We start from the raw sequence: 21,938 nt of genomic DNA, 5'->3' as shown, positions 1-21,938 counted from the left end.
TCGGCCGCCCCGGGCGTTGCGAGGGGAGACGTCAGGGCGTGCTCAAGGACTGCATCGCCTTGATGAAGCCGTCCGCGTCGGTCTGTCCGTTGAAGAACTGCTGTACGGCCTGGTGCAGCGGAGTGGCGTTGGTCTGGAGATATGCCTGGTCCCATGAGAGCTGGAACGAGGGAGCCTTGTCGACCATGTCGAACTGGTACTTCAGGTACTCCGCGTTGTCCGCCGAGGCCAGGAACTTCTCGGTGTTCGTCGTGGTGGGCAGGTTGCCGATGGCCAGCTGGGCCTTCACGAAGTCGTCCGAGTACATCAGTTTCAGGAACTTCGCTATGTGCTCGGCGTGCTTGGTCTTCTTCAGCACCGAGTAGAAGTTGTTGGTGTTGCCCACGACGGCGGCGGGGTCGCCCTTGCCGCCCGCCACGGCGGGGAAGGCGCTGTAGCCCAGGTCCTTCGTGGCGAAGTCCGGGTTCGCGTCCTGCTGCGTCGAGAACTCCCAGGAACCCATCAGCTCGAAGGCGGCCTTGCCGCTCGCCAGCAGCGCGGGTGACCCGCCGTCGGTGAACTTGACGGAGTCGTAGTTGGTGCCGAACGCCCCCGCGTCCACCAACTGCTTCAGCATGCTCAGCGCCTTCCGGCTGTCGGCGCTCTCCCACACGCTCTTGTCGCCCGCCAGCGCCTTCTTGAGCAGTTCCGGCCCCGCGATCCGGTCGTACAGGTACTCGAACCACATCAGGGTCGGCCACCGGTCGCCGCCGCCGAGCGCGATCGGGGTGATCCCCTCGGCCTTCAGCTTCTTCACCGCGGCGAGCAGTTCGTCCCAGGTCCTCGGCGGCTGTACGCCCGCGTCCGCGAGCACCTTCCGGTGGTGGAAGAGCAGGACCGGCTGGGTGCCGCGCATGGGGACGCCGTACGCCTTGCCGTCGACCGCCGCCGTGTCGAAGACCGACGGCAGGAACTTGGTCTCCAGCCCGGCGGCGTCCGGGCCCAGTTCGTCGAGCGGCAGCAGCAGGCCGGCCTTGACGAAGGGCTGGATGCTGCCGCCGCCCCAGTTGAAAAAGACGTCCGGCGCCTGCGGGGTGTTGATGATGGTCTGGAGCTTCTGCTGGTAGTCCGCGCCCGGAACGGTGTCCAGCACCGCCTTGACGTCCGAGGTCTTGTTGAAGGTCGCGACGATCTCCTTCTCGACCTTGTTCGCCGCGTCGCCGTAGACGAGTACGCGGAACTCCGCGGCGCCACCGGCGGAGCCGCCGTCACCAGCGCAGGCCGCGAGACCCAGGGCGAGGGCGAGCGCCACGCCGCCGGCGACGGATCGAGGAAATCGTGCGCGTAATGACATCGATCGGCCTCTCGAAAGTATCGGTTGCATTGCCGAAAGTATCTGCCGAGTGACCGTAGGACTCCGCTCCTGAGTGGTCAACAGCCCCGTCGTCGCGCGACCAAACCGTTACCGAGAGCCCTGGTCATATCTGGTGGCATATCCTTCGGTCCATGCGTGATGACAGGAGTGCGGGCCGGGTCACCCTCGCCCAGGTGGCCTCGCAAGCCGGAGTCTCCCTTTCGACAGTTTCGAAGGTCCTCAACGGGCGCCCTGATGTATCGGCGCCCACCCGGGGCAAAGTGGAGGAACTGCTGGAGGAGCACGGCTACCGGCGCTCCGCGCCCACCGCTCCGGAGGCGCCGCTGATCGAGATCGTCTTCCACGAGCTGGAGAGCGCCTGGGCGATGGAGCTGATCAGAGGGGTCCAGAACGTCGCCAAGGAGACCGGGGTGAGCGTCGTGCTCACCGAGACCGGGACTCGTCACTCCCCGGGCGCCGACTGGGTGGAGGGCGCGCTGCGACGCCGCCCGCTCGGGGTCGTGCTGGTCTTCTCCACCCTCCCCGAGGACCTCAAGAGGAAGCTCTGGTCGAGGGCCATCCCCTTCGTCATCATCGACCCGGCGGGCGATCCGGAGCCGGACGTGCCGTCCGTGGGATCGGCCAACTGGGCCGGCGGGCTCGCCGCCACCCGGCACCTCACCGAGCTCGGGCACCGCCGGATCGCCGTCATCACCGGCCCCCAGGACATGCTGTGCTCGCTGGCGCGCCTGGACGGTTTCCGCTCGGCCATGGGCATGGCCGGGATCGCGGTCGATCCGGAGCTGGTGCGGTACGGCGACTTCCACGTCGAGTCCGGACACGCGCACGCGAAGGAACTCCTGAAGCGGCCCGACCCCCCCACCGCGATCTTCGCGGGCAGCGATCTCCAGGCGCTCGGTGTGCTGGAGGCGGCGCGGGTGCTGGGACTGCGCATTCCCGAGGACCTGTCGGTCGTGGGGTACGACGACATCCCGCCGGCCCGGTGGTCGAGCCCGGCGCTGACCACCGTCCACCAGCCGCTGGTGGAGATGGCGGAGGAGGCCGCGCGGATGCTGCTACGGCTACGGAAGTCGGGCCGCCCGGGCCCCGCGGCCCGTACGGCCCGCAGCGACGGCGCGGGCGCCGACCGCGCCGCGCAGCCGAGCCGCCCGGACCAGGCGGACACGCGGATCGAACTCGGTACGAGGCTGGTGGTCCGCGACAGCACGGGGCGGCCGTAGCCGGGGGCGGGCCCCCACACGTTGCCGGCCCTTTGTTTCCGACCTGGCGTCTGCATGTCCGCGTGGTTATGACGCGTAATCTGGTGGCGCTCTGCCAGGCCTACTCGGGGAGTTGTCCGGCCACCGTGAACAATATTCGTGTCGGCTCACGCGCCAGCAATCTTGCCAAAGCTCAAGTGCGGGGATTTCTCGCCCCTCTGCGCGAGCTTTATCCGGACCTCGCATTCACACACCGGGTGATTTTGGAGGGCGGGGACAAGGACCGCACGTCACCGCTGGCCAGGGTGTCCACGGGCAACGGTGGTTCGGCGTTCAGCAGTGAGCAGGAAGCGGCGTTGGCGCGGGGTGAAATGGACGCCGTCGTCCATTCGCTGAAAGATCTCCCCACGTCGAATCCGCCGGGTCTCATCCTGTTGCCCCCGCCAGGCCGCGAGGACGTGCGGGACGCCTTGTGCGGATCGACGCTGGCGGGACTGCGAAAGGGTGCACGAGTCGGGACCGGCGCGCCGCGCAGAATCGCTCAGCTCCTGGCCGTACGCCCCGATCTCGAGGTGGTGCCGATTCGCGGCAATGTCCCGCCCCGCCTCAAGAAGATGGAAACCATGGGCCTTGACGCGGTCGTTCTCGCGGCGGCGGGGCTCCGCAGACTCGGCCTGGAAAGTGAAATCGGCGAGTTGTTGCCGCTCCACCTGTTCCCGCCGAGCCCCGGTCAGGGCGCGCTGGGAATCCAGGTCCGTGAGGCAGCGGTGGATGTCCGCGAAATACTGTCCGCCACAGGGGACCACTCGGTTGACGCGGAGGTCCGTGCGGAGCGGGCACTCCTCGCGGAGTTGCACGGAGGGTGCAGCGTGCCCGTGGGCGCCTACGCCAAGACCCTGCCGGACGGGAAGATCTCACTGTTCGGCCAAGTGACGTCGCTGGACGGATCGGCGCGCGTCTCAGGGACGCTTGTCGGCCCGCCCGGCGAGCCCGAAAAATTGGGTGCCGCTTTGGCCGGAGAACTGATCGACCAAGGCGCGCACTCCATTCTGGACGCCGTGCGGGCCGCTCTCGCGATCAGCTGAGCCGACGAGCGATGTCGAGCGCCGCGTAGGTCATGCTCGCGCTGGCCCCAGCACGCTTGAGCATGGTGAAGAGTTCCACCAGACGACGGACGTCTCGCTGTCCCGTGTGTGCGTCGACGTGAGTGCCGCCACGTCCGGCTGCCCGTGCGTTCCCGCGAGGTAGCAGACACCGTCGGCTGTGTATGAGCACAGACATGTTTCCGTCATGACCGCGATGGACGGTTCGGTGTCCTTGGCCGCATGGATCGCACGGGACATCAGCGAGTCCGGGGCCAGGGAGATCTCTCCTGTGGCGTCACGCTCGGCCGACTCGGCGAACAGCTTCACGGACCGGATACCGAGGGCCGCTGCCTCGCGCATCGCGGCGGGAATGTGCTCGGTCGTCACGGTGGGCATGGGCTTGTCGGCGGGTTCCGCCGTGACGAGCAGCACCATGGACAGATCGGCCGGAGTGAGTGTCTGCGGCTCCAGCAGGCTCCGGACGGCAGGCCGGCTCCGGAGTGGGCTCGTCGCCCTGGTCGCGGTACGAAGGTGAGGTGGCATGGAGGCGGGCATGTGTCTCGTTTCGGTTTGCGTGCGGGCAGGGGATGCAGGGGCGGAAGGGAGCCGAGCAGGCTCAGCCGGTCGGTGCTCGGACGGCCTCCGGCTTCAGGTCCACTACGGTGAATTCACGCAGCCGCACGATGAGTTGTCCTGCTCTGACCCAGTGGATGAGGGGATCTCCGAAGGCCACCCCAGTGGCCATCACCGCCGTGGGCGCCGGATGTCCTGGGCGGTAGAGCGCGCCCTGCACTCCGGCCGGCACGGAAGTCCGCACGCGGAGGGCCACGTACCGTGACCGCAGGTGGGGGCAGACGTGGGTGGAGCGGAAGGCGCAGGGGGCGCACAGCGGCGGATGGGTCGTCGTGAGATCGCCGGGCAGGGGAGCCATGTCGTGGGGGTCCTCGCTCACCAGCCAGAGCACACCGTCCGCATTGCGGTCGGCGGGTCGGCCACAGACCTGGCACAGCAGTTCGAGCATGGCTCGCCGCTGTCGGAGCGCGTGGACCTTGCCGAACTCCGGTCGGCCCTTGCCGGGTTGTGAGGGTACGCGGGTCCACAGCACGCCGTCCGTGTCGCGGTCGTACGGCCGCTCGTCGGCATAGCCGATGCCTCCGCCTTTCATGACGACGCGCATGCGGGGTGCCTGCTCGGCGCTCCACATGGCGATGTACGGCACCGGGCCGGGCGTCGGCGCCGGGCGGGTGGGCCGGTCGGTGGCTTCAAGCATCGGGTTCAGCATCAGTGCTCCCGGGTGTCTGTGTACTAGCTCACGATGAGCATGCGTATGCTAGCTCACGTCTGTCAATCCCCTTCGGGGGTACTCTTTCCGTGTGCTAGCAAGCGATGACGGGAGGGGACATGGCGCCACGAGTACGGCGAGAACCGCCGCCGTTCGTTCAGATTGCAGACCACTTTCGGCAGATGATCATTGATGGAGTGCTTGCTGCCGACGTGAAGCTGCCTTCCATCGCCGCCATTTCCGAGGAGTGGGGCGTCGCCACGGCCACAGCGGCCAAGGGGATCAAGCAACTACAGGCAGAGGGGTATGTGCGATCTTCGACTCAGGGAACATTCGTGGACCTGGGAGCGAAGCAGACGACCGGAGCGGACCGCCTCCAGATGCTGAGGGTCGGTGGCACTGGGTTCCGGCCTGGCGAACGGGTCGAGATCATCAGCGCGGGCCTCGTGCCGGCGCCCGTGGAGGTGGCGGAGGCTCTTGGGCTTGCGGAGGAAGCCTCCGTCATCAGGCGTCGGCGGCGGTATCTGGATGACGACGGCGTTGTAGCTGTTTCCACGTCTTGGCTGCCGGGGGAATTCGCGGACAGCGCTCCTGAACTGATCACCTTGGAGCCGCTGCCGAAGATGACGTTCGGTTTGGTGGAAGAGCGTACTGGCCGCCGTGCGGTCCGTAGGCGTGACGTTGTGTCACTGCGTCCGGTGTCGGCGGAGGTTGCACACCTTCTTGACGCCCCAGTGGGCGCTCTCGCCTTGACCATGACCAATCATTATTGGGACCAGCACGGTTCGGTAACCGAGTACGCCATCGACTTCCTCGGCGCTGATCGGCACCTTTCAGCGGAGTGTGACGTCTAGTGCCGCGACCGGCAAGGTTTGCCCGTCAAGGAGCGGCGTCCGGTGCGTGTGATCGCAAGGCGGCCAGAAGTCCATGTAGCGGAGCTACCTGGGCTTTTGGCCAACGCGGCGAGCGCGCGTGCCGGGCGTCGCGACGGGGCAAACGTTGCCGGGAGGGGCACTAGCGCGGCGGAGAGGCGGGCGGCGACACTGGAGGCATGTGCCGCAGCATCAAGACCCTCCGCCCGCCCGTGCTCCCCGAGGAGGCCACCGAGGACGACATCCGGGCCGCCGCCCTCCAGTACGTGCGCAAGGTTTCCGGTTTCCGGCAGCCCGCCGCGCACAACCGTGAGGTGTTCGAGCGGGCCGTCGACGAGATCGCCCGGTCGACCGCGCGACTCCTGGAGGACCTGGAGGTGCGGGGCGGGCCGGCTCGTACGGCGTCGTCGGGGGCGTCCGGCTGAGCCCGTCAAGGGCCGGGCCGGGCCACGGTCGCTACGCCGTCGCGCCCGCCGCGTCCGCCGACGGCGGGCGCCGTATCACGTACGCCGCCAGCGAGCCCGCCAGGAACAGTGCCAGTACGGACACCAGCGCACCGATCCAGCCCGCCCCCAGCCACCGGGCGCCGAAGTAGCCGAGGCCCGCGCTGTAGCCCGTCCACGCCACGCCCGCCAGCGCCGACCAGGGCAGGAACTCCTTCACCTCGCGGTGGGCCGCGCCCGCGCCCAGGGAGACCACCGAGCGGCCGGCGGGCGCGAAACGGGCGATCACGACCAGGAGCCCGCCGCCCCGGCCGAGAGCGTTCCCGAGCCGTTGCTGGGCCGACGTCAGCCGTCGCGAGCGGGCGATCGCCCGGGTGATCCGGCTGCCGTCGCGCCGGGCCAGCCGGAAGGCCAGGAGGTCGCCCAGTACGGACGCGACGACCGCGCACAGCATCAGCAGGAGCAGGGAGGGCACCTCGCGCGGCACCTGCTGCGCCACCCTGCCCGCGGCGCCCACGGCCGCCACACCCGCGGCCGTGGTCGACCCGGCGGCCGCCGCCGTGGCCGCGGTGATCACCAGTACGCCGCTCGGCAGTACGGGCAGGAACACGTCCAGCAGCACGGAGACGGCCACGACGGCGTAGATCCATGGGCTGCCGGTCAGCGCCCCCAGGCTTTCCAGCACTTCTGCGACTCCCCGCCCACGCACTGCCCGGTCCCGTGACAGCGCCGGGACGTCGCGCGAGCGGCTGGGCGGCCATCGACGTACAGCGTACGCCTGTGCGGTACGCGAGGGCGGCACGGGGCGCGAAAAAGCCGGTGCCCGGACCCCGCCACGGTCCGGGTACCGGCTGCGGCGTCGGCTCAGGCGGCGACGGTCGTGCGGTGCTCGTCCTTCTTGTTCTCGACGCCGTCACGGGGACCGTACAGCGCGTCCAGGGCGAACGCGCCCGGCCCGGTGAAGACGATCAGCAGGAACGACCAGCAGAACACGACGGCGAGCTCGCCGTTGTTCTCGATGGGGAACAGGCCGTCGGACTGGTGCACGACGAAGTACGCGTAGGCCATGGCACCGGATGACACGAACGCGGCGATCCGGGTACCGAGGCCCAGCAGGACCAGGATTCCGCCGATGAGTTCGATGACGGCCGCGAACCAGCCGGGCCAGGTCCCGACGGGGACGCTCTCCTTGCCGAAGGCGCCGAAGAGCGAGCCCAGCCCGTGGCAGGTGAAGAGCAGCCCGACGACGATGCGGAACAGGCCCAGCGCATAGGGCCTGGCGTGATTGAGGCGGGTGTACAGGGTGAACATGGGGGGTTGTTCTCCTTCGATCAATGGTCCGGACCGATGAGGACGTTCCCCTGCACGTTAGGCTGGCCTAATCGATGCTTGCAAGTTCAACATTCTGCCTTGGGCCAATTCGCGCCGAGTCTTCGGTCCCTCCGGGGGGCGGAGTTCGCAGGAGGGCACGTGCCACCACGTCCGAATCCGAGAGGAGTACCGAGTCGACGCCGGGCCTGGCGCCGGCGGCGGTCACCCAGTGCACTCCTTCGGTCGGCACGCCCACCGCGAACCGTCGGGCATGCGGCCTGCCCTGGCGGTCTATCAAGTGATATGGCCGAGGGGTTACATCCAGCCCACCTGTCTCGTAACCGCCGACCAGGTGCGGCCGGCACTGCCCGGTCTTGAGCAGTCGCGAAAGCAATGGATCGCAACTGCGCCGGAGGTCCGGTTCCGGCAGCCGGGCCTCCACGAGCGTCCTCGCGTGGACGAGTGAACCGGGCACGTCGGGGGACTCGGCGGTGAACACTCCGTCAGCCATCCGTACGGCGGTACGGGGGCCGATCACGTCCAGCACTCCCGCCTCGACCAGCGCGGCCATCTCCTCGATGCGACGGCGCGGCGGGCCGATGGACAGGAAGGCGTTCAGCGGGGTGTACCAGCGGTCCAGGTGGTCGCGCCGGGAGGTCCCGGACAGGCCCCGGTGGTCCACGATCAGCCGTACCTCGTTGCGCAGGTCGCGCAGCACGTCCTGCGCCGCCTTCAGCGGACCCGCCACGTTGCCGAGCGCGGCCTGTGCTGCGTCGTCGCGCAGCCGGGCCAGCAGCCAGGCACGATGGTCCGCCGGGTCGCGGAAGCTCGCCCCCGCGTGCGGACGTGAGACCGCGTCCCAGGACCAGCGCTCCGTCCCGGCGAAACCCGCCTCGTCCAGGACCGCGGCCTCCTGGGCGCTGCCATGGGGCGCGGCGAGGAAGCGGTCGAGCACCCGTTCCCACGCGCTCGTCGGCCGGCCGTTCGCCGCCCAGACCGCCCCGTAGAAGACCGCCTCCACCTCCTTGGCGACCAGTGGCCATATCTCGCGGCGGAAGTCCGGTGGGTCGCCCTCGTCCGCGCGCTTGCGGAACACCGCGATCACATCCGGCGTCAGCACCAGAGGCAGGTGCCTGCCGGAGGACCCCTTCGCGTTGTCCCCGCGCGCCTGGTACGGGACCCCGCGTCGCGACCCCGCGTACAGCTGCGGCTCGCGCCCCGACGGGTGGTATACGAGGACACCTTCGGCGTCGCGGCTGAAAATCCCGCCGCGCCCCGCCGTCAGCAGCGCCATGTGATCGAAGAAGTTGAGCCCGAGGCCGCGCAGCAGCACCGGTTCGCCCGGGGCGACGTCCGAGAGATCGACATCCGCCGGGTTGGCGGGCGGCAGGTAGCGCAGCCGGTGACGCACCGCGTACTCCGAGAACGCCGCCTCGGTCTGACCGGAAATCACCGGCAGATGCCCCTGGGCGAGCACCACGCCGCAGAGGCCGGTCAGGGTGGTGCCGTTGTCCAGGGTGAGCGTCTGGGTGGGGGGAACGCGGTCGCCGAGGGACGAGTCGGCGCTGTGGGCCGGCGGGGCGTCCGCGAGGCCGCCGCCCGGGGTCACGTCGTCGTCCAGCCGGACGGCACGCGCCCGGTGGACCCGCACGGTGACCCGCTCCGGAGCGTTCGCCACCGTACGGCGGAAGACCCACTCCAGGTAGCGCCCGTAGGCGGCGCGGGTCGGGTAGTCGTCCGGCCCGAGCCGTTCCGCGGGCCGGGAGGCGGCCCACTCGTACAGGCTCGGGCCCGGGCGTATCGGGCCGTCGCACACGACGCTCTCGTCGGTGAACACCGTCACCTGGGACGCCACGGTGTTCATCAGCAGTTCGCCGGACTGGTCGGTGCGCCAGACCTGGCCCGCGCCGGGAGCGGCGGGGTCGACGACATGGATGGTCAGGGCGGTGTCCGGGGCCAGTTCGGGCGCGGACGCGCAGAGTCTTTCCAGGACGGAGGTGCCACGGGGACCGGCTCCGACGACGGCGAGGGAGCGGGACAGGTGAGGCCGTACATCGGACAAAGCTGTGACTCCCGGGGCATGTGGGGTTGCTGGAAGTGGATGGTCCGATCATCATGCCGTTGCTTGGCCGGGAGTTCGAACCCGTGGGTGAAGGATCATCTCGTGTGGCAAGGATCACGCCTCCCTGACACCGGGCAGGGAGGGTGACTCGTCCGAATTCAGAGGGTGTTCGGCCCGGGAGCCGACCTGTTTCCGTCCGCGGCCAGGGCTCGTCGTCCCATGGCCCAGTCCTTTTCATCCGTGGACAGGACCCTTTCGTCCACCGACACCAGCGTCGCGCCGCCGTCCTCGGTGCGGGCGTGATCGAGCCGGAGGACGGCCGAACGGCCGTTCGTGGTGAGGGTCATCAGCTGATTGGCGAACCATGGCCCGCCCGTTCTGCGCCAGCTGATGGGGGGTGCGGCGACGCGTCCGTGCCGGGTGAGGAGCCGGCCCGTGCGCCGTCCGAGCCCGCTCCAGCCGAACCGGAAGCCGAGCTTCAAGTACGCGGGGACCGAGTTGTGCACGGGGGAGCAGGTCAGCTGGACGACGTGCGCGTCCGGGCCGTCGCCCGCGGTCCAGGCGGGCTCGGCGGCGTACGCGTGGTGGACGTCTCCCGAGAGCACGCACACCGTCGCCGGGGCGTCGGGGCCACTGCCCGCCTCGGCGATCAGCGCCGTCAGCTCCTCGAATGAGCGGGGGAAGGCGGCCCAGTGCTCCAGGTCGGCCGCCCGGCGCAGCCGCTCACCGAACCGCGCCCAGCGGGGGCCGCGTTCGCCTCGGCAGAGGGCGGAGTTCCAGGCTTCGCCGTCATGGATGAGGGGCGGGAGCAGCCAGGGCAGCGAGCTGCCTATGAGGAGGTGGTCGTACGGGGCGCGGTGGTCGTTGGGGCCCGGTCCGCGGTCGTCGGGGTCGTACGGCCGTGGGCCATCGGGGGCGTACGGCCCGGGGCGCGACGTCTCCGGGGCCTCCGGGGACCAGGAGACGTGCGGCAATCGAGGGTCCTGCGAGGAAGGAGGGTCCTGCGAGGGTCGAGGGTCGTGCGGGGGCCGGGGAACCGGGGGCCGAGAGGCACTCGCGCGGCCCGCGAGTGCCTGGTCCCTCACCCACTGGGCCTCGCCCTTGGCCAGCATCGCCCGCTCACCCTCGTCCAGGACGCGGGCGGCGCGCGAGTCGACCATCAGCAGCCGGGTGCGGCCGAAGTCGCGCCGGTAGCTCCAGCGCACGGCCGCCGGGTCGCGCTCCGCCAGGTCGGCGTACCGGCGGAGCGGACCGGTGCCGTCGGGCTCGGCGCGCACGGCCGCGTACAGCTCGTCCGCCGCCAGTTCGGCGGGGGAGAGGTTGCCGAGGTGCTGGTAGACCCAGTACGACATCAGTCCGCTGAGCACCCGCTCGCGCCACCAGGGCGTGGCCCGCATGTCGGCGAGCCAGGAGGCGCTGGTGTTCCAGTCGTCGATCAGGTCGTGGTCATCGAAGATCATGCAGCTCGGAACGGTGGAGAGGAGCCAGCGTACGGCCGGGGCACCCCACGATTCGTCGTACAGGTACGTGTACTCCTCGTAGTCCGCGACCTCGGCGCCCGGCGGCTCGCCCAGGTCGCGGCGCAGCGCGAGCCGCTGTCCGGTCGGCTCGGACGTCTCGTCCGCGTACACCTGGTCGCCGAGGAGGAGCAGGACATCGGGCCGCGCGGAGTCCGCCTCCTCGGGGCCCGCGGTGGCGGCGCGACCGGCGATGCGGGTGGCGAGCGCCTCCAGGGCGTCGGGGCCGATCGGGTCCGGCTCCCCGTGGGCCGGGGCCGCCCAGCGGCAGGAGCCGAAGGCGACGCGGACTCCGGGGCCGGGCGTTCCGGGGGCGGGGGCGGCGGGGGAGCGGATCGTGCTGGGCGGGAACGGCGAGTCCTCCGGCGGCCATACCCGGCGGCCGTCGAGCACCACCTCGTACGCCGTCGTGGTGCCGGGCGTCAGGCCGGTCACGGGGATCAGCGCGTAGTGGTGTCCGGCGATCCGGAACGTACGGGACGAGCCGTACGCGCCGTCCGCGCAGCGGACCTCGGCCGTGGCGGGGCGGTCGGCCTCGACCCAGACGGTCGCCGTGCCGTGGCCCTCCCAGTCGACGTGTCGCAGCAGTGGCCCCAGACGCAGCCCGGTCATATGTGCCTCCTCCATCGCCCCGTACGGTACGGAACGACGGAGGAGTGCGGGAGGGAGACCTGCCGGTTACCGGCGGGCCGTGGCGAGTGCGCTGATCAGCAGCCGTTCAGGACACTGCTGATCGCGCTCTTCTCGGCCGAGTCGACGGTCAGCTTGTAGTAGTACTTCACCTGCACCCACGCGCGGACGTACGTGCAGCGGTACGAGGTGCGCGGCGGCAGCCACGTCGACGGGTCCTGGTCGCTCTTGGACTGGTTCACGTTGTCCGTGACCGCGATGAGCTGGGGGCGGGTCAGGTCGTTCGCGAAGGACTGCCGCTGCGCGGTGGTCCAGCCGCTCGCGCCCGACTTCCACGCCTCGGAGAGCGGCACCATGTGGTCGATGTCCACGTCGGAGGCGGCACTCCAGGTGGCGCCGTCGTACTCCGAGTACCAGCTGCCGCTGACGGCGGCGCAGCTGGAGTCCTGCTGGACGTTCGAACCGTCGCGCTTGAGCACGACCTCACGGGTGTTGCAGGTGCCGGACTGGGTGATCCAGTGCGGGAACTTGTCCCGGCTGTAACCGCTGGAGGAACCTTCCGCCTGCACCGTGAGCTGGCTCAGGTACGTCCGGGCGGTGGCGGCGCTGACCGGCGTGGGCATGGCGGCCTGCGCGGTCGGGGCGGAGAGCAGGGTGGTGGCGGAGGCGAGTGCGGCGGACGCGGCGAGGACGGCGATGCGCGGCATGCGACGCGCGTAGACACCTGACATGCGAACTCCCTTGAGGGTGAGGGGACGTGATGCGGCGTGCGGTTCCGGTGCGAGGTTCGACCGGCCCGGGCGCCAGCGTGGTGGCGCCCGGTTTCCGTGGGGGGTGCGTCAGGTAACAGAGTGGCGACATGTGCACGTCACATCAAGGGGGAGCGTGGGGTGATGTTGGTTCGGCGGGGCGGCAATTGGTGCCTATCGGTGCAGAATTGACGAGGTGAGGGGCGGTGTGGGCGGGGCGGGCCGGAGGGCCGGCCGGTGCCGTCGCCCGACGGATGCGCGGGGGCGCGCCGACGGGGCGCGGGCGGGGTGCCGTGCGAGGCGGCCGGGTCGGGGGCGGTGTACCGGGTGGCGTGTGGGGCGGTGCCGGGTGCCGGGCGGTCGCCGCCGGACGGCGCGGGTGCGGGCACGGAGAGCGGCATAGGGTGGGCGCGTGCTGCTGCGGGTCGATGTCACGTTCGGGGTCGTCCTCGGCCTGCTGCTGGTCGCCGCCGTGGCCGTGGTGGCGCTCGCCCGCCTCGGCCGGGCCCGCGAGATCGCCGTCGCCGGGGTGCGGGCGGCGCTTCAGCTCGGCGCGGTCTCGTTCCTGATCGGCTGGGTGGTCGGTGGTGTACCGCCGACGATCGGGTTCGTGGCCCTGATGTACGCCGTGGCCGTCCGTACCGCCGGGCGCCGGGTCACCCCGAACCGCACGTGGTGGTGGGCCGCCGTGCCCATCGGCGCGGGGGTGGGGCCGGTGATGGCGGTGCTCCTGCTCGTCGGTGCCGTCCCCGCGAAGGGCATCGCGCTGATCCCCGTCACCGGCATCCTCATCGGCGGCGCGCTCACCGCGACGGTGCTGGGCGGCCGACGAGCGCTGGACGAACTGCACGCGCGGCGGGGCGAGGTGGAGGCCGGGCTCGCGCTGGGGATGCTCGACCGGGACGCGCGGATGGAGGTGGCCAGGCCGGCGGCGTCCGACGCGCTGCTGCCGGGTCTGGACCAGACGAGGACGGTCGGGCTGGTCACGCTGCCGGGCGCGTTCGTGGGCATGTTGCTGGGCGGGGCGTCGCCGGTGCTGGCGGGCGCGGTGCAGCTGTTCGTGCTGGTGGCGTTGATGGCGGTGCAGGCGGTGGCGGTGAGCGTGGTGCTGGAGCTGGTGGCGCGGGGACGGATCCACCGCGACATGTGACGCTCGGGACGGGTCGCGGGGTTGGCGCGGGTCGAGGGTCGCGGGTCGAGGGTCGCGTGGGAGCTTGTCCCGGGTTGCCGACGGGGGCCTCGTGGCTCCGCTCGTACGCGGGCTCCGGAAGTGCCGCGCGGCCGTGCGCGCCGACGTACGTACATGCGGCTCGGCCGCGCGCGCTCGTGCTACGTACGGCTCAGTCGTGCGCGCCCATGCTTCGCGCGGCTCAGCCGCGCGCGCCCACGTGCAGCAGGATCTCGCCCGTCGGCAGGGCCTCCACCCGCAGCTGCGTCAGGTCCGCGACATGCGCGTCCGGGGACAGGGCCGCCGCGCGCGGGCCGACACCCACCACGCGCATGCCCGCCGCCCGGCCCGCCGCGATGCCGGCCCCGGAGTCCTCCAGGACGACGCAGTTCTCCGGGGCGAGGCCCAGTTCCGCCGCGCCCAGCAGGAAGCCCTCGGGGTCGGGCTTGCTCGCCGTCACCCTCTCGGCCGTGACCCGGATCTTCGGTACGACCAGTCCCGCGGCCGCCATCCGGGAGTCCGTCAGGGCCGCGTCCGCCGAGGTGACGAGGGCGTGCGGGAGCGTGGCGAGCGCCGCGAGGAAGTCCCGTGCGCCGGGGATCGGGACCACGCCTTCCGTGTCCGCCGTCTCGTTCGCCAGCATCACGCGGTTGTCGGCGTGGTTGAGCTCCATCGGGCGGTCCGGCAGCAGCAGGGCCATGGTGGCGTGCGCCTGCCGGCCGTGCGCGACCTTGAGGACCGCCTCCGGGTCCAGCCCGTGCTCGATCGCCCAGACACGCCAGTTGCGCTCCACCGAGGCGTCGGAATTGACGAGCGTGCCGTCCATGTCGAGCAGGAAGCCCCGCGTGGTCAGGACGGACGTCGCGGAGGAGGCGGTGGCCGACATCGGCTGATTCTCCAGGAGGCGCGGGAGCGGGCGGGAGGCGCGGACGGAAGGCGTCGGCGAACAGCGGGCGGCGGGACGGGTACGGCGGAGGTCAAGTGGCTCCGCCCGCCGGTCAGGGTGGGACGGACGGACCCACTTTGTTTCGTCATTATACAAACGGCTTCCCGCGAAGCCACCCCACCTCGATCCCGGCGGTCCGCTCGACAGGCCATAACGGGACGAAGCGGCCAGGATGGAGAGCAGTCATTGCCATCCCGCAAGGGTTGCCCGGGGCGCCCCGTCCGTCCCGTGCGGCCGCACCCCAGCACGTCGGCACATCGTCGAAGTGAGGTCCCATGGCTCAGGACGTGAGCGTCCCGGCGGTGAGCCCGGCCCCCGGTGAGGGCCGTCCTCCCCGTACCGTCCTCGCCGCTGTCGGTGCCCTGCTCATGGGACTGCTGCTGGCCGCGCTCGATCAGACGATCGTCTCCACCGCCCTGCCCACCATCGTCAGCGACCTCGGCGGCCTCAAGCACCTGTCCTGGGTGGTCACCGCCTATCTGCTGGCCTCGACCGCCGCCACGCCGCTCTGGGGAAAGCTGGGCGACCAGTACGGGCGCAAGAGGCTGTTCCAGACGGCCGTCGTCATCTTCCTCGTCGGCTCCGCGCTCTGCGGTCTCGCCCGGAGCATGCCCGAACTCATCGCCTTCCGCGCGCTCCAGGGCCTGGGCGGCGGCGGGCTCATCGTGCTGTCGATGGCGATCGTCGGGGACCTCGTGCCGCCGCGCGAACGCGGCAAGTACCAGGGCCTGTTCGGGGCCGTCTTCGGCGCCACCAGCGTGCTCGGACCGCTGCTCGGCGGCTTTCTCACCCAGCACCTCAGCTGGCGCTGGGTCTTCTACGTCAACCTGCCGCTCGGCGTCGTCGCCCTGCTCGTCATCGCGTCCGCCCTGCGCCTCCCCGCGTCCACGGCCCGCCACACCCTCGACTACCTGGGCACCTTCCTGATCGCGTCCCTCGCCACCTGCCTGGTGCTGATCGCCTCACTCGGCGGGACGACCTGGGCCTGGGGCTCGGGCGAGATCATCGGCCTGGCGCTGCTCGCGGCCGTCCTGCTCGTCCTCCTCGTACGGGCCGAGCGGCGTGCGGCCGAGCCCGTACTGCCCCTGCGGCTCTTCCGGATCAGGACCTTCGCGCTCGTCGCCGTCATCAGCTTCGTCGTCGGTTTCGCGATGTTCGGAGCCATGACCTACCTGCCCACGTTCCTCCAGGTCGCGCAGGGCGTGACCCCGACCGCGTCCGGCGTGCGGATGCTGCCCATGGTGATCGGCCTGCTGATCACGTCCACCCTGTCCGGTCAGATCATCAGCCGTACGGGCCGCTGGAAGGCCTTCCCCGTCCTCGGCACGGCCGTCACCGCCGTGGGGCTGCTCCTCCTCCACCAGCTCACCGTGACCAGCGGGACCTGGGAGACGAGCGGTTACCTCTTCGTCTTCGGTGCCGGGCTCGGGCTGGTCATGCAGGTGCTCGTACTGGTCGTCCAGAACGCCGTCGGCTACTCCGACCTGGGCGTGGCCACGTCGGGCGTCACCTTCTTCCGGTCGATCGGCGCGTCCTTCGGCGTCGCCGTCTTCGGAGCCCTCTTCACCGGCCTGCTCACCCGTCGGCTGACCGACGCCCTGGCGGGCGAGCCGCTGCCGCCCGGCGTGGGTCCCGGCTCGCTCGCCGCCGATCCCCGGGCGATCGGGCGGCTGCCGGCCGCGCTGCGCCCCGCCGTGCTCGACGCGTACGCGACCTCCATCACCCATGTCTTCCTGTACGCCGTCCCGGTGGTGCTGGTCGCGTTCGCCGTCACGTGGTTCCTCAAGGAGGACCGGCTGCGCCGCTCGGTCACCGCGCCGGAGATAAGCGAGACCCTGGCCGTCAATCCGGTCGAGCGCTCCTCCCGCGACGAGGTGGCGCGCGCCCTCTCGGTGCTCGGTACGCGCGAGGGACGCCGCCGGATCTACGAGACCGTCGTCGCGAGGGCGGGCTACGACCTGCTCCCCGCGGCCGGCTGGCTCCTGCTGCGCATCCGCCGGCACGGTTCCGTGCGGCCCGCCGCGCTCGCGGAGACCCTGTCGGTCCCGGTCAGGTCGGTCACCGACGCCTCCCGGCAGGTGGAGGAGCGCGGGCTGGCCCGCCGGCAGGGACTCGACCTGGTGCTCACGGAGCGGGGCGAGCTGGTCGCACAGGCGCTGGCCACGGCGCGGGAGGAGTCGCTGTCGGAACTGCTGGGGGACTGGTGGGGACCCGACCGGCCGACCGATCTCGTACAGCTGGTGGAGCGGCTGAGCGCCGAGCTGTGCGGTTCGGACGGGGAGCGGCCGTACACTCCGCCGCCGCCCAGGGACCACCTGGCCTGAAGACCCGGCCGGCACCCCGGCCCGGTACGTCGCGTGGAGCGCGCGGCCCGCACGGTACGGGCCCGCACGACGGGGCCTGCCCCGGGACTCACACTACTGGCCGCCGCGCCGGTGAGGCGCGGGCGCGGGCCGGGCGGGCCGCGCGGCCCCCGGTGCCGACGCGGGCGCGCCCAGCTCCTTTCCGTACCAGATCTGGCTGTACGGGCCGGGCTCGCCGTACGCCGGGATCTCCCGGAAACCGTGCTTGACGTAGAGCCCGCGCGCCTCCACGAGGTCGAGCCGCGTGTCCAGGACCAGCCGGTGCGCGCCGAGCCGCCGCGCGGCCCCGGCCAGCGCGGCCAGCAGGGCGCCGCCGCCCCCGGTGCCGCGCGCGGCGGGGCTCACGTACACCCGGGTCAGCTCGGCCGTACCCGCGTCCAGGAGCCGTAGCCCGCCGCAGCACGCGGCCTCGCCGCCGTACCGCCCGACGACGAACTCCCCGGTGGGCGGCGTGAGCGCGTCGGGCGGGTCCTCGGCGAGCCCGCGTGCGATCTCCGCCTCGGTCGCGGGGCGGCCCCAGTAGCGCCCGGCGACCTCCGCGTAGTACGCGAGGCGCAGCCGGGCGGCGTCGGCGGTCGCGAAGTGCTCGGGCCCCACGAACCAGCTCTGATGGCTCATGGGCGGCTCTCTACCGGACGGTGAGCCGTTTGGCCACCGAATAAGCGGCAACTCGAATCGTAGGAACGACCGTTGCGCGCGGGCCGGGTCGGCGTCGGCACACCCGGCCCGGCCGATCTGTTCGAGGCGCCGGACCGGTGGGGCCGGCCGAGCCGATGAACTCAGGAAGGCAGCCATGTCCACACTTCTGATCGTCGTCGCTCTGATCGCGGTCTTCGTGATCATCGCGGCCGTGTTCCTGTACGCGAGGCCGGGCCGGGGGACCGGGCGGAGCGGGCTGAAACGCCGGTTCGGCCCCGAGTACGACCGGGTCGCCGCCCGGCACGGTGGTGACACCAAGGCCGCCGAGCGCGAGCTGGGCGAACGCCTCCAGCGCCACGGCGGGCTGCGGCCGAATCCGCTCTCCGCCGAACGGCGGGAACAGTACGTCGCCCGGTGGGCCGGGCTCCAGGAAGGCTTCGTCGACTCCCCGGGCCAGGCCGTGGTCGAGGCAGACCGGCTGCTGGCGCGGCTGGCGGAGGACCGTGGTTACCCGGCCGGTTCGCGACTCGACGACCAGTTCGACGCCCTCTCCGTCCATCACGCGCGCCAGGTGGAGGGCTACCGGCGCGTGCATCAGCACGCGACCGCTCTGAGCACGAGCCCGAGCACGCGTGAGGACAGCGGTGCGCCTGGCGGGACCGGCGTGAGTACGGAGGAACTCCGAGAGGTGATGGTCGGCGCGCGTGAGCTCTTCGAGGAACTGATCACCACCCGGCCGGAGTGGGGCGGCGGCCGCCCAGGACGCGGCGATGCCGGCCGGAACCGGAACTTTTCACTACGGCCCAAGGGGAGTGGTGCGTGATGGCGTACGACTCGAAGAATCCGGACAACCCGAAGAACCTGGAGAAGGCGAGCGGAGCGGACACGGCGCACGCGGCGGATATGGCGGACTCGGCGCACGACCTGCACGCGACGCGTGCGAGGAACACGGCGGGTACCAGGGAACCGACGATCGCCAAGAACGCCGTGACCCCGGAGGTGCGGGAGCTACGAGAGGTCCACGACACCCGAGAGCACCGAGAGCACCGTGGCGCCGATGCCCGTACCGGCGGTGCCGACGTCATGCCCGGCACACCGATGGGTGCTTCGATCGGTGCCGGTGCCGGCACGGGTGCCGGTACGGGTGCCCGTACCGATACCGCGCGTCGCTCGGAACCGCGCCTCTTCCCCGAGGGCGAGAGCGACCAACTGGCTCTGCGCCTCCAGGAGGCGCTCCACCACTTCGTGGACGGCCCCCGGCGCTCCGTCGAAGAGGCGGCCGGCGTACTGGAGGAGGCCACCGAGCGACTGACACACGCGCTTGCGGAGCGCCCCCGTACGCTGCGGGCAGGCTGGGACAACGGCGGCGACGGGGCCGCCCCGGCCGATACCGAGCGGCTGCGCGTCGCGCTCCAGAGCTACCGCGAGGTGACCGAACGGCTGCTGCGGGTCTGATCCGTCCGGTCCACGGATCCGTCCGGTCCGTGGATCCGTGGACCGGCCCGGCGTCGGGCACAGAATGAACTCGGAGGCGGCGGGCAAGGGACGGCCCGCCGCCTCCGTCCGCGTGCGCGCGGGGTCAGCCGACCGTTCGCGTTTCGGCGTGGCACGGTCCCCCGGATATGCTCCGTACGCCTGTCGCGCCCCGCGTTGCAGGCGTCTCACGAGCCGCCTGCGCCACCCGTATTGCCCGTATCACCCGTGTCTCCTGTGCCACCCATGTCTTTGACACCCCGGGCGTCGCCTGTGCCCTGGCGGGTTCGGGCGGGGGGAGGGCGCGGTCATTGAGACAAAACAGGGGTGACACTCAGGCGAAGAGGGGGTTGCCTGAGTCTTCTGAACAGGGCAGTGCGAGGCTCTATGCCCAGGTATGGCGTTTTCGGAGGGAGGGGCGGCGCGGCGTGGGGAAAGCGGAGCACAGCGTGCACGGCGGCGGCGCGGCGGCCGGTGCGGCGGGAGCCCCCGGTGTGGTCGGGGCGGCGGGTGTGGCGGGCACGGCGGGTGTGGCGGGGGCCGGTTTCGGCAGGGTGCGCGTGGTTCTCTGGCTGCTCGCCGGCGTGCTGGCGATAAGACAGGCAGCGGCGGTGCTCCGCCTGCCGCCCGGTGAGCGGCTGACCGATCTGGAGACGTGGGTCGGGGACAACGGCGTGCTGCACGTGGCGGGTTCCCTGTACGAAACGGGCAAGTTCACCGGAACCCCGTTCGCGGGCCTCGTGCTCAGACCGCTGGCCCGCTCGGCCGAGCAGAGTCTCGGCATCGCCTGGACCTTCGGCACCCTCCTGCTGGTCGTCGCACTCGGACTGGTCGCGGCCCGCGCCCTGCCGGGCCGGGTCTCCCGCCGTACGGGACTGCTCGCCGCGCCCGTCGCGATCAGCCTGCTCATGCTGTCCCTGCCGGTACGCAACAGCTTCCACCTGGGCCAGACCAGCATCATCCCCGTGCTGCTCGTACTGGTCGGCTGTTTCGTCGTCCGCGGGCAACGCGAGCCGGGCGTGCTCATCGGCGTCGGCGCGGCCCTCCAGCCCGCCATGCTCCTCTTCGCGCCGCTGCTGTGGCTGACGGGGCGCAAGAACGCGGCGGTGTCGACGGCGGGGACGTTCGTCCTCGGTACGGCCCTCGCCTGGGCGGCCCTGCCCAGCGACTCATGGGCGTACTGGGTGCACCATGTGGCGGGGGCGGGCCTCGGCGACAGCCCGGACAGCCTCGCCAACCAGTCCCTGCACGGCGCGTTGCTCCGCCTCGGCCTGACGGGGCCCCTGGAAGTCGTCCTCTTCGTTCTCCTCGCGGCGGCCGTCGTCCCCCTCGGACTGCGGCGCGCCGTCCGCTACGCCCGGGACGGGCAACTGCTGCTCGCCGTCGCGCTGACGGGCTGTGTGGCGGTCGCGGTCTCGCCCGCGGCCTGGCAGCACCAGCTGCTGTGGCTGCTGCTGGCGGTGGTGGGGCGGGTCGGTACACGGGCCAGGGACCGGATGGTGTGGCCCGTGCTGGTGGTGCTGACGATGACACTGCCGGGGAAGATGTTGTTGCCGAGCATGGCGTTGCTGTCTCCTATACGGGAGAACGTGACGCTGATCGCCGCGCTGGCGGCGGCCTGCGGAGTGCCGTTCCTGCTGCGGACCTCGCCGTACTTCGACAAGCCCGTCCCGACCGGGTACGCGCGACCGGTGCCCGCGCGCTGGAGCCGGGTCCCGCTGGCACCGTTCTGGCGGCGGCTGGTGAGCCGGCCGAATCTGCTGCTCGAACTGCTGGTGATCCGCGTCGGGTACGCCGTCTACTCCCAGATCCGGCTGGTCGCGACGGGTGGCCGGGCGGCGGCGGAGGAGCACGGCCGGCAGATCCACGGCATTGAGAAGGCGCTCGGGATCGACATCGAGCGCTGGGCCAACCACGCGGTCGTGGAGATGAAGTGGGCGGAGAGCTTCTTCAACTTCTACTACACGTCCTTCCACTTCGCCGCGCCGCTGACGATCCTCGGTGTCCTGTACGTCCGCCGGCCCGCCGACTACCGCTGGGCGCGCTCCTCGCTCGGTTTCGCCACGGTCCTCGCGCTGATCGGCTTCTGGTTCTATCCGCTGGCCCCGCCGCGGCTGATGCCGGGCCTCGGTTTCATCGACACCGTGCACGGCCCGCAGGATCTGGCGAACCCTGACTACGGGGCGATGACCGCTGTCACCAACCAGTACGCGGCGATGCCTTCGCTGCACTTCGGGTGGTCGCTGTGGTGCGGCGTCGTGGTCGTCGTACTGGCGCCGAAGTTGTGGATGAAGCTGCTGGGGCTGCTGCATCCCTTGTTCACCGTGTGCGCGATCATCGCGACGGCCAACCACTGGGTGCTGGACGCGGTGGGTGGCGCGGCGGTCGTGGGTGCCGGATTCGCGCTGACGTACGTGCTGGCCGGGCCGCGGAAGCTGATGCCGGAGGCGGGTGAGAAGCGGGACCCGTTCCGCTTGGGCGAGGGCGCAGCGCTGGGCAGGGACGGGGCTGTTGTGGGTGGCGCTCGGGAGGAAGCGCCCGACGGGGGCAGCGGCGAGCGGCGGGACGGGGACGAGAGCCGCGACGGGGACCGTGATGAGCGGCGCGACGAGGGACTGGACGAGGGGCCGGACGCGCCGACGGGGACGGAGCGGAAGAAGCCGGCGTTTACGGAGAGTGAGCACGGGTAGCTTTCCGTGCATGACGAATAGTTCGGAAGTTCGACGCTCGGACCTTGTCGTACGTATCGCGCGGCGCGCGGTCCTCGGTCCGGCGGGCTGGGTGGCCGGACGCGTGGCCGGATGCGTGGCAAGGCACATGGCCGGGCACATGGCCCGCCGCGTCG

General features: G+C 71.3%; 19 protein-coding genes. 9 read left to right on the top strand and 10 right to left on the bottom strand.

Translation table 11 applies throughout. The annotated features are described in order from the left end of the window. Positions 1-31: 31 nt before the first annotated feature. Positions 32-1,333, bottom strand: a complete 1,302-nt coding sequence (locus tag ACU6P3_RS09515) for an ABC transporter substrate-binding protein (protein WP_447196745.1) — start codon at positions 1,331-1,333, stop codon at positions 32-34. A 152-nt stretch (positions 1,334-1,485) separates the two neighbouring features. Here ACU6P3_RS09515 and ACU6P3_RS09510 point away from each other — a divergent pair, with 152 nt between their 5' ends. Beyond that, positions 1,486-2,574 (top strand): LacI family DNA-binding transcriptional regulator, encoded by a 1,089-nt coding sequence (locus ACU6P3_RS09510; protein ID WP_447196744.1) that lies wholly within the window; start codon positions 1,486-1,488, stop codon positions 2,572-2,574. A gap of 68 nt (positions 2,575-2,642) precedes the next feature. After that, positions 2,643-3,638, top strand: coding sequence for a hydroxymethylbilane synthase (gene hemC, locus ACU6P3_RS09505; protein WP_447196743.1), 996 nt, complete (start codon positions 2,643-2,645; stop codon positions 3,636-3,638). A gap of 30 nt (positions 3,639-3,668) precedes the next feature. Here hemC and ACU6P3_RS09500 read toward each other — a convergent pair whose 3' ends face one another. Together ACU6P3_RS09500 and ACU6P3_RS09495 are read right to left on the bottom strand one after the other, a co-directional pair. Further along, positions 3,669-4,181: a porphobilinogen synthase gene (locus ACU6P3_RS09500; protein ID WP_447196742.1), complete on the bottom strand. Its 513-nt coding sequence runs from the start codon at positions 4,179-4,181 to the stop codon at positions 3,669-3,671. A gap of 73 nt (positions 4,182-4,254) precedes the next feature. Beyond that, the gene (locus ACU6P3_RS09495) at positions 4,255-4,908 is read right to left on the bottom strand and encodes a hypothetical protein (protein ID WP_447196741.1); all 654 of its coding nucleotides are present in this window, start codon (positions 4,906-4,908) and stop codon (positions 4,255-4,257) included. 131 nt (positions 4,909-5,039) lie between these two features. On the opposite strand from ACU6P3_RS09495, the gene ACU6P3_RS09490 reads away from it, so the two are divergent. Further along, entirely contained in the window at positions 5,040-5,774 is a 735-nt protein-coding gene (locus tag ACU6P3_RS09490; protein ID WP_447196740.1) for a GntR family transcriptional regulator, read from the top strand. Between the two features lie 197 nt (positions 5,775-5,971). Further along, positions 5,972-6,217 carry a DUF2277 domain-containing protein gene (locus tag ACU6P3_RS09485; protein WP_030746647.1) on the top strand — a complete coding sequence of 82 codons (246 nt, stop codon included), beginning with the start codon at positions 5,972-5,974 and terminating at the stop codon, positions 6,215-6,217. A 31-nt stretch (positions 6,218-6,248) separates the two neighbouring features. On the opposite strand, the gene ACU6P3_RS09480 is transcribed toward ACU6P3_RS09485, so the two are convergent. From ACU6P3_RS09480 to ACU6P3_RS09460, 5 genes are all read right to left on the bottom strand, one after another. Further along, positions 6,249-6,920 (bottom strand): DedA family protein, encoded by a 672-nt coding sequence (locus ACU6P3_RS09480; protein WP_447196739.1) that lies wholly within the window; start codon positions 6,918-6,920, stop codon positions 6,249-6,251. A 179-nt stretch (positions 6,921-7,099) separates the two neighbouring features. Then, a complete protein-coding gene (locus tag ACU6P3_RS09475) occupies positions 7,100-7,537 on the bottom strand; it encodes a DoxX family protein (RefSeq protein WP_107055609.1) in 438 nt (145 codons plus the stop codon). Positions 7,538-7,613: 76 nt separating this feature from the next. Continuing rightward, the gene (locus tag ACU6P3_RS09470) at positions 7,614-9,608 is read right to left on the bottom strand and encodes an FAD/NAD(P)-binding protein (protein ID WP_447196738.1); all 1,995 of its coding nucleotides are present in this window, start codon (positions 9,606-9,608) and stop codon (positions 7,614-7,616) included. Between the two features lie 158 nt (positions 9,609-9,766). Continuing rightward, positions 9,767-11,737 (bottom strand): alkaline phosphatase D family protein, encoded by a 1,971-nt coding sequence (locus ACU6P3_RS09465; RefSeq protein WP_447196737.1) that lies wholly within the window; start codon positions 11,735-11,737, stop codon positions 9,767-9,769. 95 nt (positions 11,738-11,832) lie between these two features. Next, positions 11,833-12,486: an HNH endonuclease family protein gene (locus tag ACU6P3_RS09460; RefSeq protein ID WP_447196736.1), complete on the bottom strand. Its 654-nt coding sequence runs from the start codon at positions 12,484-12,486 to the stop codon at positions 11,833-11,835. A gap of 430 nt (positions 12,487-12,916) precedes the next feature. Between ACU6P3_RS09460 and ACU6P3_RS09455 the strand changes: the two genes are divergently transcribed. Beyond that, the gene (locus ACU6P3_RS09455; protein WP_447196735.1) at positions 12,917-13,654 is read left to right on the top strand and encodes an ABC transporter permease; all 738 of its coding nucleotides are present in this window, start codon (positions 12,917-12,919) and stop codon (positions 13,652-13,654) included. A 220-nt stretch (positions 13,655-13,874) separates the two neighbouring features. Here ACU6P3_RS09455 and ACU6P3_RS09450 read toward each other — a convergent pair whose 3' ends face one another. Next, the gene (locus ACU6P3_RS09450) at positions 13,875-14,558 is read right to left on the bottom strand and encodes an HAD-IA family hydrolase (RefSeq protein ID WP_447196734.1); all 684 of its coding nucleotides are present in this window, start codon (positions 14,556-14,558) and stop codon (positions 13,875-13,877) included. 335 nt (positions 14,559-14,893) lie between these two features. On the opposite strand from ACU6P3_RS09450, the gene ACU6P3_RS09445 reads away from it, so the two are divergent. Beyond that, complete coding sequence (locus ACU6P3_RS09445; protein ID WP_447196733.1) at positions 14,894-16,942, top strand: MFS transporter; 2,049 nt, start codon at positions 14,894-14,896, stop codon at positions 16,940-16,942. 93 nt (positions 16,943-17,035) lie between these two features. On the opposite strand, the gene ACU6P3_RS09440 is transcribed toward ACU6P3_RS09445, so the two are convergent. After that, positions 17,036-17,599 carry a GNAT family N-acetyltransferase gene (locus ACU6P3_RS09440; protein ID WP_447196732.1) on the bottom strand — a complete coding sequence of 188 codons (564 nt, stop codon included), beginning with the start codon at positions 17,597-17,599 and terminating at the stop codon, positions 17,036-17,038. Between the two features lie 175 nt (positions 17,600-17,774). Between ACU6P3_RS09440 and ACU6P3_RS09435 the strand changes: the two genes are divergently transcribed. The 3 genes from ACU6P3_RS09435 to ACU6P3_RS09425 all read left to right on the top strand — a co-directional run bounded on the left by ACU6P3_RS09435 (position 17,775) and on the right by ACU6P3_RS09425 (position 21,783). Beyond that, positions 17,775-18,443 carry a hypothetical protein gene (locus tag ACU6P3_RS09435; protein WP_447196731.1) on the top strand — a complete coding sequence of 223 codons (669 nt, stop codon included), beginning with the start codon at positions 17,775-17,777 and terminating at the stop codon, positions 18,441-18,443. Next, positions 18,443-19,075, top strand: coding sequence for a hypothetical protein (locus ACU6P3_RS09430; RefSeq protein WP_447196730.1), 633 nt, complete (start codon positions 18,443-18,445; stop codon positions 19,073-19,075). The genes ACU6P3_RS09435 and ACU6P3_RS09430 overlap by 1 nt, the downstream gene beginning before the upstream one ends. A 446-nt stretch (positions 19,076-19,521) precedes the next feature. Beyond that, positions 19,522-21,783 carry a bifunctional glycosyltransferase 87/phosphatase PAP2 family protein gene (locus tag ACU6P3_RS09425; RefSeq protein WP_447196729.1) on the top strand — a complete coding sequence of 754 codons (2,262 nt, stop codon included), beginning with the start codon at positions 19,522-19,524 and terminating at the stop codon, positions 21,781-21,783. Positions 21,784-21,938 lie beyond the last annotated feature (155 nt).

The organism is Streptomyces hebeiensis (assembly GCF_052983195.1).
The sequence above is the reverse complement of the archived record's forward strand: the minus strand, read 5'-3'. Positions and strand labels throughout refer to the sequence as shown.

Bases quoted from the DNA above. Each gene is read 5' to 3' on its own strand.
- ACU6P3_RS09515 (WP_447196745.1), bottom strand. From the start codon at position 1,333: ATGTCATTACGCGCACGATTTCCTCGATCCGTCGCCGGCGGCGTGGCG.
- ACU6P3_RS09510 (WP_447196744.1), top strand. From the start codon at position 1,486: ATGCGTGATGACAGGAGTGCGGGCCGGGTCACCCTCGCCCAGGTGGCC.
- hemC (WP_447196743.1), top strand. From the start codon at position 2,643: ATGACGCGTAATCTGGTGGCGCTCTGCCAGGCCTACTCGGGGAGTTGT.
- ACU6P3_RS09500 (WP_447196742.1), bottom strand. From the start codon at position 4,181: ATGCCACCTCACCTTCGTACCGCGACCAGGGCGACGAGCCCACTCCGG.
- ACU6P3_RS09495 (WP_447196741.1), bottom strand. From the start codon at position 4,908: ATGCTTGAAGCCACCGACCGGCCCACCCGCCCGGCGCCGACGCCCGGC.
- ACU6P3_RS09490 (WP_447196740.1), top strand. From the start codon at position 5,040: ATGGCGCCACGAGTACGGCGAGAACCGCCGCCGTTCGTTCAGATTGCA.
- ACU6P3_RS09485 (WP_030746647.1), top strand. From the start codon at position 5,972: ATGTGCCGCAGCATCAAGACCCTCCGCCCGCCCGTGCTCCCCGAGGAG.
- ACU6P3_RS09465 (WP_447196737.1), bottom strand. From the start codon at position 11,737: ATGACCGGGCTGCGTCTGGGGCCACTGCTGCGACACGTCGACTGGGAG.
- ACU6P3_RS09460 (WP_447196736.1), bottom strand. From the start codon at position 12,486: ATGTCAGGTGTCTACGCGCGTCGCATGCCGCGCATCGCCGTCCTCGCC.
- ACU6P3_RS09450 (WP_447196734.1), bottom strand. From the start codon at position 14,558: ATGTCGGCCACCGCCTCCTCCGCGACGTCCGTCCTGACCACGCGGGGC.
- ACU6P3_RS09445 (WP_447196733.1), top strand. From the start codon at position 14,894: ATGGCTCAGGACGTGAGCGTCCCGGCGGTGAGCCCGGCCCCCGGTGAG.
- ACU6P3_RS09440 (WP_447196732.1), bottom strand. From the start codon at position 17,599: ATGAGCCATCAGAGCTGGTTCGTGGGGCCCGAGCACTTCGCGACCGCC.
- ACU6P3_RS09435 (WP_447196731.1), top strand. From the start codon at position 17,775: ATGTCCACACTTCTGATCGTCGTCGCTCTGATCGCGGTCTTCGTGATC.
- ACU6P3_RS09430 (WP_447196730.1), top strand. From the start codon at position 18,443: ATGGCGTACGACTCGAAGAATCCGGACAACCCGAAGAACCTGGAGAAG.